Source organism: Rhizobium sp. SJZ105 (assembly GCF_007828365.1).
Classification (GTDB): domain Bacteria; phylum Pseudomonadota; class Alphaproteobacteria; order Rhizobiales; family Rhizobiaceae; genus Agrobacterium; species Agrobacterium tumefaciens.
The window spans coordinates 186,196-200,465 of the sequence record NZ_VIUP01000003.1; the positions used below are offsets into that span (position 1 = coordinate 186,196).

At 59.6% G+C, this 14,270-nt stretch carries 14 protein-coding genes and 1 pseudogene; 4 read left to right on the forward strand and 11 right to left on the reverse strand.

Annotated elements, in window-relative coordinates; genetic code table 11:
* Positions 1–9: 9 nt before the first annotated feature.
* From FB593_RS12960 to FB593_RS12995, 8 genes are all read right to left on the reverse strand, one after another.
* Positions 10–1,203, reverse strand: coding sequence for an efflux RND transporter periplasmic adaptor subunit (locus tag FB593_RS12960; protein WP_113472914.1), 1,194 nt, complete (start codon positions 1,201–1,203; stop codon positions 10–12).
* A 365-nt stretch (positions 1,204–1,568) separates the two neighbouring features.
* On the reverse strand, positions 1,569–2,561 hold the full coding sequence (locus FB593_RS12965; RefSeq protein WP_003513879.1) for an ABC transporter substrate-binding protein: 993 nt from the start codon (positions 2,559–2,561) through the stop codon (positions 1,569–1,571).
* A 21-nt stretch (positions 2,562–2,582) separates the two neighbouring features.
* Positions 2,583–3,455 (reverse strand): ABC transporter permease, encoded by an 873-nt coding sequence (locus tag FB593_RS12970; RefSeq protein WP_113472915.1) that lies wholly within the window; start codon positions 3,453–3,455, stop codon positions 2,583–2,585.
* Complete coding sequence (locus FB593_RS12975) at positions 3,452–4,327, reverse strand: ABC transporter permease (RefSeq protein ID WP_038491990.1); 876 nt, start codon at positions 4,325–4,327, stop codon at positions 3,452–3,454. The genes FB593_RS12970 and FB593_RS12975 overlap by 4 nt, the downstream gene beginning before the upstream one ends.
* Positions 4,328–4,369: 42 nt before the next feature.
* The gene (locus FB593_RS12980; protein ID WP_113472916.1) at positions 4,370–5,164 is read right to left on the reverse strand and encodes an ABC transporter ATP-binding protein; all 795 of its coding nucleotides are present in this window, start codon (positions 5,162–5,164) and stop codon (positions 4,370–4,372) included.
* Positions 5,161–5,604: an NUDIX hydrolase gene (locus FB593_RS12985; RefSeq protein WP_162760780.1), complete on the reverse strand. Its 444-nt coding sequence runs from the start codon at positions 5,602–5,604 to the stop codon at positions 5,161–5,163. Before FB593_RS12985 ends, FB593_RS12980 begins: the two co-directional genes overlap by 4 nt.
* Entirely contained in the window at positions 5,601–7,058 is a 1,458-nt protein-coding gene (gene hydA, locus FB593_RS12990) for a dihydropyrimidinase (RefSeq protein ID WP_145166658.1), read from the reverse strand. The genes FB593_RS12985 and hydA overlap by 4 nt, the downstream gene beginning before the upstream one ends.
* Positions 7,055–8,302 (reverse strand): Zn-dependent hydrolase, encoded by a 1,248-nt coding sequence (locus FB593_RS12995; RefSeq protein WP_112497133.1) that lies wholly within the window; start codon positions 8,300–8,302, stop codon positions 7,055–7,057. Before FB593_RS12995 ends, hydA begins: the two co-directional genes overlap by 4 nt.
* Before the next feature lie 262 nt (positions 8,303–8,564).
* Here FB593_RS12995 and FB593_RS13000 point away from each other — a divergent pair, with 262 nt between their 5' ends.
* The 3 genes and pseudogenes from FB593_RS13000 to FB593_RS13010 all read left to right on the forward strand — a co-directional run bounded on the left by FB593_RS13000 (position 8,565) and on the right by FB593_RS13010 (position 10,052).
* Positions 8,565–9,206, forward strand: coding sequence for a TetR family transcriptional regulator C-terminal domain-containing protein (locus FB593_RS13000; RefSeq protein WP_003513869.1), 642 nt, complete (start codon positions 8,565–8,567; stop codon positions 9,204–9,206).
* Positions 9,207–9,460: 254 nt separating this feature from the next.
* Positions 9,461–9,784, forward strand: a pseudogene (locus FB593_RS13005) (DUF2325 domain-containing protein); the annotation flags it as partial.
* Positions 9,765–10,052, forward strand: a complete 288-nt coding sequence (locus FB593_RS13010) for a hypothetical protein (RefSeq protein ID WP_111798644.1) — start codon at positions 9,765–9,767, stop codon at positions 10,050–10,052. The pseudogene FB593_RS13005 and the gene FB593_RS13010, both read left to right, overlap by 20 nt.
* Before the next feature lie 7 nt (positions 10,053–10,059).
* Here the strand turns inward: FB593_RS13010 and FB593_RS13015 are convergent, their stop codons facing one another.
* The 3 genes from FB593_RS13015 to uppO form a co-directional block, all read right to left on the reverse strand.
* Positions 10,060–10,425, reverse strand: coding sequence for a DUF423 domain-containing protein (locus FB593_RS13015; protein WP_019565130.1), 366 nt, complete (start codon positions 10,423–10,425; stop codon positions 10,060–10,062).
* Positions 10,422–10,823, reverse strand: coding sequence for a group II truncated hemoglobin (locus tag FB593_RS13020; RefSeq protein WP_013636696.1), 402 nt, complete (start codon positions 10,821–10,823; stop codon positions 10,422–10,424). Before FB593_RS13020 ends, FB593_RS13015 begins: the two co-directional genes overlap by 4 nt.
* 135 nt (positions 10,824–10,958) lie before the next feature.
* A complete protein-coding gene (gene uppO / locus FB593_RS13025) occupies positions 10,959–12,374 on the reverse strand; it encodes a polysaccharide biosynthesis phosphomannomutase UppO (RefSeq protein ID WP_145166659.1) in 1,416 nt (471 codons plus the stop codon).
* A 259-nt stretch (positions 12,375–12,633) separates the two neighbouring features.
* Here uppO and uppM point away from each other — a divergent pair, with 259 nt between their 5' ends.
* Positions 12,634–14,253: a polysaccharide biosynthesis protein UppM gene (gene uppM / locus FB593_RS13035; protein WP_038491979.1), complete on the forward strand. Its 1,620-nt coding sequence runs from the start codon at positions 12,634–12,636 to the stop codon at positions 14,251–14,253.
* The last annotated feature ends 17 nt before the right edge of the window (positions 14,254–14,270 follow it).

Genomic DNA, 14,270 nt, shown 5'->3' on the forward strand with positions numbered 1-14,270 from the left:
TTCCCTCAGTCAGTTGGACGCAGCCGTCTGGGCTTCCACCGGTCTTATCCGGTCACCATCACGCACGAATGCTCCAGCTTTCTCGACAACCTTGTCACCAGCGGCAAGTCCGCTGACAATCTCGATGAAACCGCTGTCTTCAATGCCGGTCTCGATCTTCACCTGCTTGACGATGTCGCCTTCCACCTTGCGGGTGGTCGAGCCTTCACGCCCGGAGGTGACGGCCGAAAGCGGCAGGGCAAGCGCGTTCGTCTCTTTTACGATGATCTCCGCGCTGGCATACATGCCCGACCGTGCCGGGCTGTCCGTCGGCAGCACCACATGCACGGAACCAAGGCGCGTTGCCGGATCGACGGTCGGCGAAACGAGACGCACCTTGCCCTCAATTTTTTGGGCTCCGCCGGCAACCGTCAAGAAAGCTTTCTGGCCGGCCTTCACCCGCTGGATGTCGGTCTCGGAAAGATCGGCGACAAGCTCGATCGCGCCGTCCTTGATGATCGTGAAAAGCGGGTTTCCCGCGCCGCTGGCGATGGCGCCGACCTTGGCATTCTTGGCGGAAACGATGCCGGTGACGGGGGTCTTCACGCCCGTGCGCGTCAGTTTCAGATTGATGTCGTCAATCTGCGCGTCCACGACCTTGATGTCTGCCTCTCCGGCGGAAACGGTCTGCTTGGCGGCATCAAGGCGTGCCTGCGCAACCTGGGCAGCGGCCTCGGTTTTTTCCGTCTCGGAGACGGAACCGGAACCGCTCTGGCCGAGCTTGGCGGCGCGGTCGCGCTGGCGAAGGGCATCGGCCTTGTTGGCCTCAGCCTCCAGAACCTGCGCCTTGGATTGCGCAACGGCGGCCTGCGCCTTGGCCCTGTTGGCCTCAAGCTGGCTTTTTTGCAGGAGAAGACTATCCGAGGAAAGCACGGCCAGAACCGCATTCGCCTCGACCCTGTCGCCGATATCGACGTTCAGTTCGTCGATCGACAGGCCGTCGACCAGCGGCTGTACATAAATTTCGTCCACGGGCCTGATGGTGCCGGTGGCGATGATGCGGTCCACGAGATCGCGTGTTGCGGCGTGCGCGACGATGATGGAAGGCAGGTTCTGCTGTTTGACCGGTTCCGGCACTTCTCCCTCGGCCACGGCCGAAAATGGCAGGGCCGTTGCGGAAAGAAGAAGGAAAACAAAGCGGTTAAACTTGACTTTATGCTGCATGTGTCTTGGCTCGCGCAATATTCGATCGCATGTCCTTCAGCCTGAAGGCGTGTTTTAAAAGGTCATGCGGCAACGAATGTGAAACAAGGGATCACAATACTTCCTTCTCGATCCTCCCGATTCAAACGCCCCTCAACGCGAATCTTAAGCACCTTTGCCTCGTGCTTTTTTACAAGATCAAATTCGGCAGTCTTGTTGGCGGGGACTCTAATTGTTGTTGCTATACAAATCAATCCGCATAGCCTCGAGGGTTGATATACATTTTTGTATATGGCCGAGTGTTGTAATTCATCAAACGGGTCACCAGCGCGCAAAAAAACGCGCGGTGATGGCCGCGCGTTTCCATGTTTTCGGCTTCGACGTGACTATTTCAGCGCCGCATCGGTGATTTCAGTGGTGTAGGCGCCTGTCGGCTCCTTGGTGATGACGGGATCGGAACCGCCGCCGAGCAGCGTCTTGACGGTGCGCTCGTAATCCGCCTTGTCCAGCGCGCCCTTCGAGCCGGCTGTCAGCTTGGCGACTTCGCCCATCATGCGCTTCTGGTGCTTTTCGGTCTGGGCGCCGGAGGCGTCATTTTCAAGAACGATACCTGCTGCATCGTCAGGGTGTTCTTCCGCCCACTTCCAGCCCTTCATGGAAGCGCGGACAAATTTGACCATGTCTTGCTTGAACTTGGCGTCCTTCAGCTTGTCTTCGAGAACGTAGAGCCCGTCCTCCAGCGTTGCCACGCCTTCGTCCTCATATTTGAAGGTGACGAGTTCCTCCGGCTTGATGCCGGCATCAATGACCTGCCAGTATTCATTATAGGTCATGGTGGAAATGCATGCGGCCTGCTTTTGCAGCAGCGGATCGACGTTGAAACCCTGCTTGAGGACGGTGACGCCATCCGCGCCGCCGGTGGTCGGAATTTTCAGGTGCGCCATCCACGAGAGGAACGGATATTCATTGCCGAAGAACCAGACGCCGAGCGTCTTGCCCTTGAAATCTTCCGGCTTGGTAATGCCGGTTTCCTTGAGGCAGGTCAGCATCATGCCTGACGTTTTGAACGGCTGGGCGATGTTGACGAGCGGCACGCCCTTTTCGCGGGTGGCGAGTGCCGATGGCATCCAGTCGACGATCACATCCGCGCCACCGCCGGCCAGAACCTGCGCAGGCGCAATATCCGGTCCGCCCGGCTTGATATCGACATCGAGGCCTTCGGCTTCATAAAAGCCCTTGTCCTTGGCGACGTAATAACCGGCGAACTGCGCCTGGGTGACCCATTTCAGCTGCAGGGTGATCTTGTCGGCGGCCTGAGCCTCAAATGCGCTCAGAAGTGACGCGCCGGCAAGAAGCATGGAGGCAAGTTTCATTTTCATCGCTGTTCCCTTTTTCGTTATTTACGTTCGTCCCCCACGGACGGACGGATGCCAGAAGGTGACGGCGCGCTCGATGAGCGCCACCAGACCGTAAAATCCTGAGCCTGCGAGCGCCGCCACGGCAATTTCTGCCCAGACCATATCGACATTGCTGCGGCCCGTTTCCGCCGAGATGCGAAAACCCATGCCGACGATGGGCGTGCCGAAGAATTCCGCGACGATGGCGCCGATCAGCGCCAGTGTGGAATTGATCTTCAGGGCGTTGAAGATGAAGGGCCAGGCGGCGGGCAGGCGCAGTTTCAGCAATGTCTGCCCCCAGCCTGCGGCATAGGTGCGCATCAGGTCGCGTTCCATGTGGCTGGAGGCAGCAAGCCCTTGAACCGTGTTCACCAGCATCGGGAAAAACGTCATGATGACGACGACAGCCACTTTCGACTGCCAGTCGAAGCCGAACCACATGACCATGATCGGCGCGATGCCGACCACTGGCAAAGCGGAGACGAAATTGCCGATGGGCAGCAGCCCGCGCTGGAGGAAGGGTGAACGATCGATGAGGATGGCGACGATGAAACCGAGGCCGCAGCCGAGCACATAACCTGTCAGCACCGATTTGAGGAAGGTCTGGCGGAAATCCGCCCAGAGGATCGGTAGCGAGCCGAGAAGGCGGGCGAGGATGGCGCTCGGGGCAGGCAGCAAGATGGGGGGGACGGAGAAGCCGCGCACCACACCTTCCCAAAGCGCGAGAATAGCCAGCCCGAAGAGAAGCGGTACTGCCATGCGGCTCATTTGCTTTGCCAACTGTGATGCGAAGATGTGGCGCACCAGCCATTCGTTGCAGGCCCAGGTGGCAAGCCAGAACAGGATTGCGCCAATAAACCAGACGGGATTTGTCATGGCCGCGCTCCCATTCTCTTGAGGACGGCTGCGTGAGCGATGCCGATGATCGAGACCAGAATGGCGGCCACACCGGCGGCCATGAACAGCGCTGCCCATATCTGCACGGTCTGGCCGTAATAGGAGCCGGAGAGCAGACGCGCGCCGAGACCGGCGACAGCGCCCGTTGGCAATTCGCCGACGATGGCCCCGACCAGCGCAATCGCGATGGCGATCTTCAGAGAGGTGAAGAGATAGGGCAGGGCAGACGGCCAGCGCAGCTTCCAGAAGATTTGTGCGGGCGAGGCATTATAGGTGTGCATCAGGTCCAGCTGGATGGTTTCGGGGCTTCTGAGGCCCTTCACCATGCCGACGACAATCGGGAAGAACGAGAGATAGGTGGAAATCAGCGCCTTGGGCAACAGCCCGGAAATGCCGATGGAATTCAGGACGACGATGATCATCGGCGCGACGGCAAGGATGGGGATGGTCTGGCTGGCGATGATCCACGGCATGACCGAGCGGTCCATGGCGCGGTTGTGGATGATGGCGACGGCGAGCAGGATGCCGAGCACCGCGCCGATGGCGAAACCGAGGAGCGTGGCCGAAAGCGTGACGCCCGCGTGATAAACGAGGCTGCGCTTCGAGGTGATCGCCTTGTTGACGGTGGTGTCCCACAGTTCCGCGATGATCTGGTGCGGGGCGGGGAGAACCGGGCGCTCCTGTGCGAAGGTTTGCGGCAGAAGCTCCATGAAGCTCGGCGTCTGGCCGGCGCGGTTTGCCTGATCGCGGACGAAGGGCATGTTGAGGTAGATGACGGAAAGGTGCCAGACGATGAGGATGGCGAGGAGGACGGTGAGGATGGGGAGGACGCGGTGGCGGAGGAGGGTCATCGGGTTGCCCTCGGTTGATGGGGGGTAATGCTGGCGCTGACCTCATCCCTCATAGCTATGCCCCGCCTTCAATCCCTCACGCACGCGATGCGCAATTGCCAGAAATTCCGGCGTCTCCCTGATCTCAAGCGGCCTTTCCCTTGGCAGCGTGGATTCGATGATATCCGTTACCCGGCCGGGCCGTGGTGACATCACGACGATCTTGGTCGAGAGATAAACGGCTTCCGGGATGGAGTGGGTGACGAAGCAGATGGTCTTGCCGGTCGTATCCCACAGTTTCAGCAGCTGTTCGTTCAGATGGTCGCGGACGATCTCGTCCAATGCGCCGAAGGGTTCGTCCATCAACAGCAGGTCGGCATCAAAGGCCAGCGCTCGGGCGATGGAGGCGCGCTGCTGCATGCCGCCGGAAAGCTGCCATGGGTATTTCTTGCTGAAACCGCTGAGATTGACGAGATCGAGCGTGCGGTCGATGCGCTCCCTCTGTTCGGCCTTCGTATAGCCCATGATTTCGAGCGGCAGCGCAATGTTCTTTTCGATGGTCCGCCACGGATAGAGTGCGGCGGCCTGAAAGACATAACCGTAAGATCGGTCCTTGCGGGCGTTTTCCGGCGTGGTGCCATTGACGGTGATATTGCCGGATGTGTGCTTTTCTAGATCGGCAATCACCCGCAGGAACGTGGTCTTACCGCAGCCGGAAGGGCCGATGAAGGAGACGAACTCGCCCTTGCCGACCTCCAGATCGACATTGGAAAGCGCGTGCACCGGGCCATCGCCGGTTTCGAAGGTGAGGCCGAGATTTCTGGCGGAAACGACGGAATAGGACGAGGCTTGGTTCATCGTGGCTTTTTTCCACTTTCCGTCAGGGCTGCGCGTGCCAGCGGCAGCATACGTGTTTCCGTGAGTTTGGCGATCGGCAGATTGGAGGCCGCATCCAGATCGAGCCAGCGCACCTCCTCTATCTCGGCCTGTGGGATAACGTCGATATTCAGTTGGGCGACGAAGGCATGGGCCACGACCTCCGCCCCTGTCTCATTGGCGGCCTCCTCCCGAAAGATGCCCTCATATCGCGCGGCATTTTCAGGAAGCGTGAGGCCGATTTCCTCGGCAAGTTCACGGTGAAGCGCCTGCTCAGGCGTTTCACCCGGATCGATCTTGCCGCCCGGCTGCATGAATTGCGTGGTGCCGCGCTTGCGCACGACAAGCATTTGCCGCCGCGCATTCAGGAGAACGGCGGCAGCGATGACGATTTCGCGTTTCGGATCGGTGCTCAAGGTCATACACCCGATGCCGGGATGCCGCTGCGTTCCACCTTGCGTGGCGCGACGAGCTCTTTCCATGTGGACAGCGCCTTGCTGACGGCGGGATAGGGATCACGGGCGACGAACGTGCCGTGACCTTCCTGCGTCTTCACCGTGCTTTCCTCGATGCTGACGATGCCGCGCGACAGGGTGAAGCGCGGTAGGCCCTTGACCTTCTGTCCTTCGAACACGTTGTAATCGATGGCCGATTGCTGGTTTTCCGCGCGGATGGTCTTTTCCCGCGCCGGGTCCCAGACGACGATATCGGCATCGCTGCCGACGAGGATCGCGCCCTTTTTCGGATAGATGTTGAGGATTTTTGCAATATTGGTGGAGGTCACGGCGACGAATTCGTTCATCGTCAGCCGGCCGGTCGCCACGCCATGGGTCCAGAGCAGCGGCATGCGATCTTCCAGCCCGCCGGTGCCATTGGGGATCTTGCGGAAATCACCGAGGCCAAAGCGTTTCTGGTCGGTGGTGAAGGCGCAATGGTCGGTCGCCACGCATTGCAGCGAGCCGGAGGCGAGACCCGCCCAGAGGCTATCCTGATGCTGGCGGTTGCGGAAGGGTGGCGACATGACCCGGCGGGCAGCATGGTCCCAGTCGGCATTGGCATATTCGCTTTCGTCGAGGATGAGATGCTGGATCAGCGGTTCGCCATAAACGCGCATGCCGTTCTGACGCGCACGGCGGATGGCTTCATGTGCCTGCTCGCAGGATGTATGAACGACATAAAGCGGCGCACCGGCCATATCGGCAATGATGATGGCGCGGTTGGTGGCCTCACCTTCGACGGAGGGCGGCCGTGAATAGGCATGCGCTTCCGGCCCGACATTGCCTTCCGCCATCAGCTTTTCCTGCATCTGCGCAACGATATCGCCGTTTTCCGCATGCACGAAGGGAATGGCGCCAAGCTCGGCGCAGCGCGAGAAGGAGGCGAACATCTCGTCGTCATTCACCATCAACGCGCCCTTGTAGGCCATGAAGTGCTTGAACGAATTGATGCCCTTTTCCTGAACCACAGTCTTCATCTCGCTGAAGACCTGCTCGCCCCACCAGGTAACGGCCATGTGGAAGGAATAATCGCAGTTGGCTCGCGTTGCCTTGTTGTCCCATCTTTGCAGGGCATCGAGCAGCGACTGGCCGGGATCGGGCAGACAAAAATCCACCACCATGGTCGTGCCCCCGGCAAGGGCGGCACGCGTGCCACTCTCGAAATCATCGGCGGAATAAGTGCCCATGAAGGGCATTTCCAGATGCACATGCGGATCGATGCCGCCGGGCATGACGTAACATCCCGTGGCATCGAGCACTGTGCCGCCGGTCAGATCGGGTCCGATCTCTGTGATCTTGCCGCCTTCGATTTTAACATCGGCCTTGTAGGTCAGGTCGGCGGTGACGATGGTGCCGTTCTTGATAATGGTGGCGGTCATTGCACGATCTCCGCAGTTTCCAGCACCGCATGCAGCAGCACGTCGCAGCCCGCGGCGGCCCATTCGGAGGAGATGTCTTCGGCTTCATTGTGGGAAAGACCGTCCACGCAGGGGCAGAAGATCATGGTGGAGGGGGCAACCCTTGCCGTCCAGCAAGCATCATGGCCAGCGCCGGAAATGATGTCCATATGGCTGTAGCCCAGCTTTTCGGCAGCAGCGCGCACGCGGCCCACCAGCACTGGATCGAACGTGACGGGATCGAAATGGCCGATGGCCTCGATTGAGCAGCCGACGCCGAGTTCTTCGGCGATAACTGGCACCTCGCGTTCGAAGATGGCGCGCATGTTGTCGAGTTTCGCCTGCGAGGGGGTTCTGAGGTCGATGGTGAAAACCACCTTGCCGGGCAGCACATTGCGGGAATTGGGCGTGAAGATCATCTGGCCGACGCCGGCGACGGCGCCCGGCTGGTGGGCCATCGCCACTTCCTGCACCTTTTCGAGGATGCGGGCGGCGGCGAGGCCAGCATTGACGCGCATGGCCATCGGCGTCGAGCCGGTATGCGCCTCCTTGCCTGTCAGCGTCACTTCCAGCCACCACAGGCCCTGACCATGGGTAACGACGCCGATCTGCTTGCCTTCCGCCTCGAGGATAGGCCCCTGTTCGATATGATATTCGAAATAGGCGTGCATCTTGCGGGCGCCCACCTCTTCCTCACCCAGCCAGCCGATGCGCTTCAGCTCGTCGCCATAGGTCTTGCCGTCGGTATCGGTGCGGCTATAGGCGTAATCGAGATCGTGAATGCCGGCGAAGACGCCGGAAGCCAGCATGGCCGGGGCAAAGCGCGCGCCTTCCTCATTGGACCAGTTGGTAACGACAACAGGGTGTTTCGTTTTTATGTTGAGATCGTTCAGGCTTCGCACGACTTCCAGTCCAGCCAGCACACCGAGAACGCCATCGAACTTGCCGCCGGTTGGCTGGGTGTCGAGATGGCTGCCGATGTAGACCGGCAGTGCATCCGGGTCCTCGCCGGGGCGGGTGGCGAACATCGTGCCCATCTTGTCGACGCCCATCGTGAGGCCGGCCGCTTCGCACCAGCTCTTGAACAGGCTGCGGCCTTCAGCATCTTCATCCGTCAGCGTGCGGCGATTATTGCCGCCGGCAATGCCGGGGCCGATTTTCGCCATGTCCATCAGACTGTCCCACAGACGGTCGCCATTGACCGTCAAGTTCTTACCCGCTGCCATGAAGTGTCGTCCTCACCTGTTTTGTTTTTATCGAAGCAAAGCTTGTGCCGTTCCCGTTTTTGCCGGTTAAGATAACAGCCATTGCCTTGTGATGGCGATGGTGGATAAATTGACCGGCTGGTAAACATTGCAAATTCGCCATGACGTCAGCAAGGGATTTTCGTGACGAATCGCACTAATTTTGCCTAAACTGTACGCGGCGATTATTTTTTAAGCATACTGTAGCGGCAATTGCATCGAAAAGAAACACAGAGAGTAGAGTATGGCCATACCGCGCGCAGCGAAAACACAGAAGCGGACCCGCATTCAGGAAGAAAAGCAGGAAGCGATTCTTGAGGCCGCGCTGAGTGTGTTTTCCACCAACGGCTTTCGCGGTTCCACCATCGACCAGATTGCCGAGGCGGCCGGCATGTCGAAACCGAACGTACTTTATTATTTCCGCACCAAGGAGGCGATGCATCGCGCGTTGATCGAGCGGGTGCTGGATACCTGGCTGGATCCGCTCAGGGCTTTCGATGCCGAGGGCAATCCTGAAAGCGAAATCCGCTCCTATATTCGCCGCAAGCTGGAAATGTCGCGCGATTTTCCGCGCGAGAGCCGCCTGTTTGCCAATGAAATCCTCCAGGGCGCGCCCCATATCGAGGATGAGCTGAAGGGTCCGCTGAAGCAACTGGTGGATGAAAAGGCGGAGGTAATCCGCGTCTGGATCAAGGCCGGGCGGATGGCGAAATGCGATCCCTATCACCTGATTTTCTCGATCTGGTCGACCACGCAGCACTATGCGGATTTCGACGTGCAGGTGCGGGCCGTGCTGGGCGACAAGAACGGTGGCGAAGGCCGGTTTGAGGATGCAGCCCGGCACCTGGAGCAGCTTTTCATGGGTGGATTGAAGATCAACAACTGATCTGGTGAGGTTATCGCGAATATGTGATCGATTCTTTATGTCAAAACATGAGGAAAATTATCACCTTTATACTTTACTCCAAAACTCATCTTTATTATGGTGCCGGCATCCCGAACGTCGGGGCATGAAAAAATCAACCGGCAGGTGAGGGAATGGCACGCAAGGAAAAGAAGAAAGCCGAACGCGGCGGCAAGCAGGGCAAGGGCGCGCCTCAACCTGAAAAGGATGTGGCCGAACAGCAGCTTTCCGGTCCGAAGAGCTTTCTTTATGTTGGCGGCCGTGACTGTCAGGTTGCCCATCTTCGCCAGATCGCCAGCAATTTCGGCGCCGAGCTTATCCATCACGATGGCGGATTGCGTGAGGCGGTCTCGCGTATCGACACTGTTCTTCCCTCCGTCGACTGCGTTTTCTGCCCGATCGACTGTATCAGCCACGATGCGTGTCTGCGGGTAAAGTCCGGTTGCAAGAAATTCGGCAAGACGTTCATTCCGCTGCGCAATGGCAGCAAATCCAGTCTGGAGCGAGCGCTGCAGACGATGAATGAACGGACCTTAAACGATGAGCGACGAGCGCAATAATTTCAAGGATGCAGAGCAGGCGGTGGCTGAGGCCTGCCGCGTGGAGCTGCACAAGATGGCCGATCAGGGCGCCGATCCGGCCCTGACGGAGATGTATGAAGTCGTCGGCGAACGCGAGCGGCGCAACCGCGCCGCAGCTGACGGCGGCAATGTGCTGGCTTTTCCCTATCTGCGCACCCGCCAGCCGGGCGAAAAGCCGTTCTTCGAAATCGGTGACGCGGCTCAACGTGGCGGCAACATCCTGTCGTTTCACTGGAAACGGTGTTGATGCCGATTTAGCCCCTCGGCTTCAAAAATGCACCGGCGCAAAGCACCAGCCATCCCGCGATCATGCCGAGGCCACCCAAGGGGGCCGCGTAGGGAAACAGGCTGTGACCGGAAAAATGTCTGGTGACGAGATCACCAACAAAAACCGCCGTGCCGAAGCCAAGAATCAGCCCTGCCGGAATGGCGGTTCTGATGCGGTCCGCGCCGATATGCAGTGCCACAAGCACTGGCGCATGGGCGAGCGCCATGGTCGAGGCGTTGCCAAGCATATAGGTTTCGCCGGTATGGGTGGCGGCGGCGGCAAGCATGACGCCGGCAGCACCCAAAAGGCTGCCCAGCAGCAAAATCAAGGCGCGCAATCTTTCCGTCGTCATGGGTTATTCGCTTCCTGATTTTGCATGTGAAAGGCCAGCCGCTCCACCGGTCCCCAGATGATGTCCCGGAGCTTTGCGTTCTCGATGGTCTCGTCCATCGCGCGGCGAAAGCAGAGCAGCCATTCGTCCCGCTCGGCGGGTCCGATAGGGGCCACGAAATGACGCCTGCGCAACATCGGGTGGCCGTGTTTTTCGACATAGACCGGCGGTCCGCCAAGATATCCGGTCAGATAATCGTAGAACTTGCTTTCGCTGCCGGAAAGATCGGCTGGATGGATGGCGCGGCAATGCGCCGCCTCTGGCAGGGTGTCCATCAATTCGTAGAAGCGCCGGGTCAGTGCTCTGACTGTGGCATCGCCGCCGATCGCTTCATAAAGGGTAATGGTCTCGCCGCTCACATCCCGCCTCCTTGAACCCTGCGGCCCTTATCGCTTTCCGGAGCGGGAAGAGCAACAGGCAAAGACGGGATGCGACATTTGCGACACTGGGACATTCATGGTGGCCGTCCGCTTCAAGCGTTCGGCGCCATCCACTCATCCAAAGTTGCGGATGAGATCGAGGCCCTTGCTGAGCAGCGTTTCGGCTTCGTCCTGATTGGCGGCCTCGACGTAGCAGCGCATTTCCGGAGCATTGCCGGACGGGCGGAAATGGATGGTGCTGCCGTCTGTCAGCGCCACGCGCAGGCCGTCAATGTCGCTCAGCGCCTTGACCGTGCCCACGGGGGCTAGGAAGGTTTCGAGATTATCCCGCGAGGCGCGCAGATGCGTCATCAGGGCAGCGCTTTTTTCCTGTGCGAAGTTTTCCAGACGATCCGCAGCCGCGACCGGCAGGTTATAGGCGGCGGCAATCTGCGATAGCGGCTTTTTCTGCTCGGCGGAGAGAAGCAATACGGCGAGGATGGGCAGGAAGCTGTCCCGCGTCGGCAGGGGCGATAGCGGTTTGCCGTTCAATGTGAAGGTGGAGGCTGTCAGAAGGCCGCCATTGGCCTCGAAACCCATGACGCCGTTGTTTCCTTCGGCAAGGGCCTGTGCCATGCCGGCGATCACGAAAGGCGAACCGACCCTGGTGCGGATAACCTTGAACGAACCGCTCGCCTCAATGCCGGAATTGGAGGTGACGGGGGTGACGACCACGCCGGCATCGAGAAAATTCGCCGTAATCAATCCGATCAGGTCGCCGCGCAGCGGCACGCCGTTTTCATCGGCAAGCAGGGGCCGGTCGCCGTCACCATCGGCGGAAACGATGGCATCGAGGCCGTGTTCCGGCGCCCATTTTTTGAGAAGCTCCAGCGTTTCAGGGGAGACCGCCTCGGTATCGACCGGAATGAAGGTCTCGGAACGGCCGAGCGACACAACTTCGGCGCCATAGTGGGCGAGAACGTCGACGAACAGATCGCGCGCCACCGTGCTGTGCTGGTAAACGCCGATCTTCAGGCCCGACAGCGCCTTTTCCGGCAGGAGTGCGGCATTGCGCTCATAAAAGAGCTCGGCTGCAATTGCGGAATGGTCGTCCGCCGTTGCGGCCTCGTCGTTAATCCCTTCAGCCTCGACTTCGGCTGCGAGTGCGGCGATCGCCGTTTCGTCCTGTTTGTCGATTTCGCCGTCCGGGCGGTAGAACTTGATGCCGTTGCGGTCGGCCGGAATATGCGAACCCGTTATCATCAGCGCGCCGGCCTTGAGGGAAAGTCCGTAAAGCGCCAGTGCCGGTGTCGGCACGGTGCCGCAATCGAGCGGTATGAGGCCGGCCTTTTTCAGCGCGGCGATACAGGTTGCGGAAACATCCGGGCTCGAATCGCGGAAATCGCGGGCCACGAGAATGGGGTCGCCCGCCTTTGCCTGACCCGATGTGAGAAGGTGCCTTGCAAATGCCGTTGCGTAGACGGCCGAGGCCTTTCCTTTCAGATCGACAGACAGGCCGCGAAGGCCGCTCGTCCCAAATTTCAGGCTCATGCCAAACTCCGTTTCGATAAAATCTTTGAGGTTCAAATGGATAATACAAAAATATAACGCCAGAAAGAACCGTATCGATCCATTCAAGTCAATCATCTCTTTCATGGACGCGGCGAATAGGTGATGATGGCGGGGATTGATGCGGGTAACCTAAAATTCACCCGTTATATCTAGACTTGCCGGTTAATAGTGGTTCTGGCGACGATGAAAACCATCTGTTGCAGGCCTTTTTTGTGGTTCGTTCAAGTTGGATTGGCTGATGTACAGGCTTCAAAAGGCGGGACATAAGCAGGCACGTCCGCTGGATGAAAAAGCGGCGCCCGCCGCCAGACCCCACGGTTCCCTGCTGGACGATCTGGTGGATGAGGATGAGGTTTTCGAGCGCACGGTGCTGAAAGAGCATCTTGAGCCGAAGCCGGCAGCTGCCGTTGCCGAACCCGCTCCGGCTGAAAAGCCCACAAGGCCGGCCTCGCCAAGCAACAGTCTCGCGGCCACGCTGCCGGGCCTGAAATATATCGACCGGATCGGTGTGGACGAGGTACTCGGCTGGCTGCGTGCCGGGATCGTCTGGATTGTGCTTGCGATCATTCTCTGCGTCGCCGCTGCACTCGCCTACGCCTATATGACGCCGCCGCGTTACACCGCCTATACGGATATCGTCGTCAATCCCTCCAACCTGAATGTCGTCAATGACGGGGTGTTTTCGCCCAACCAGCAGCGCGACACCCAGATTCTTGAAGTGGAGAGCAAACTGCGCACCGTCACGTCGCGCAACGTGCTGGCTCGGGTGGTGGACGAGCTGAAACTGGATGAGGACCCGGAATTCATATCCCCACCGCCTCTTGCGCGGCTGAAAGCATTTTTTTCACCCAAGCCGGAAGATGGTGACAACAAGGTCGGCGCGCTTCGTTCGCTGGGCGAACGGGTTGCGGCGGAACGGGATCCGCGTTCCTTCGTGGTGACGCTTGCGGTCTGGACCAATGATCCGGACAAATCCGTGACAGTCTCGAAGGCGATGGTGAAGGCTTTCGAAAGCGAGTTGTTCCAGACGACCTCCGACAGCAGCCTGCGTATTGTCGATGATCTCAAGAAGCGGCTTGAGGAAATGCGCCAGAACGTGACGGTTGCCGAAAAGCGCGTCGCCGACTTCCGCCGCGAAAACGGCCTGCAGGAGAATAACGGCCAGCTGGTCAGCAATCTGGCGTCCGGCGAGCTGAATGCGCAGGTTCTTGCCGCGCAGCAGCGCGTCATTCAGGAGGAGTCGCGCCTCAAGCAGATGCAGGCGGCGATTGCCCAGAACCGCACCCAGAGCGACGCGATCTTCGACAGCCAGACCATGAACACCATTCGTGCGCAATACAGCACCTTGCAGCAGCAGATTGGGGCGATGACGCTGACCTATGGCGCCCGCCATCCGCGTCTGGCGACTGCCGGGGCGGAACGCGACATGCTGGAACGCGGCATTGCGGATGAGGCGCAGCGGATTTTGCTGGCGGCCAAGACCAATGTCGCCGAGGCCCGCTCCTCGCTTGATGCCCTGCGGCTGAAGGCGGTTGCGGAACGCGCCAACGTCTTCACCGACAATGAGGCGCAGGTGCGGCTGCGCGATCTGGAGCGAGACGCCAACTCAGCTGCCGCGATCTACGAGACCTATCTCAACCGATCACGCCAGATCGCCGAGCAGCAGACAATCGATTCCACCAATGTGCGGGTGATTTCGCAGCCGGTAGCGCCCAATTCCAGAAGCTGGCCGCCCGGCAAGCTGATCTTCCTGATCGCCGGTGGCGTGGGCGGTCTGTTCCTTGGTCTCGGAATTGCCATCGCACTTGGGCTTTTGGGTTTTCTGCGCCGGACAGATCACGCGGAACGCTACGCCTGAGGGCTGCGACCGCGCGC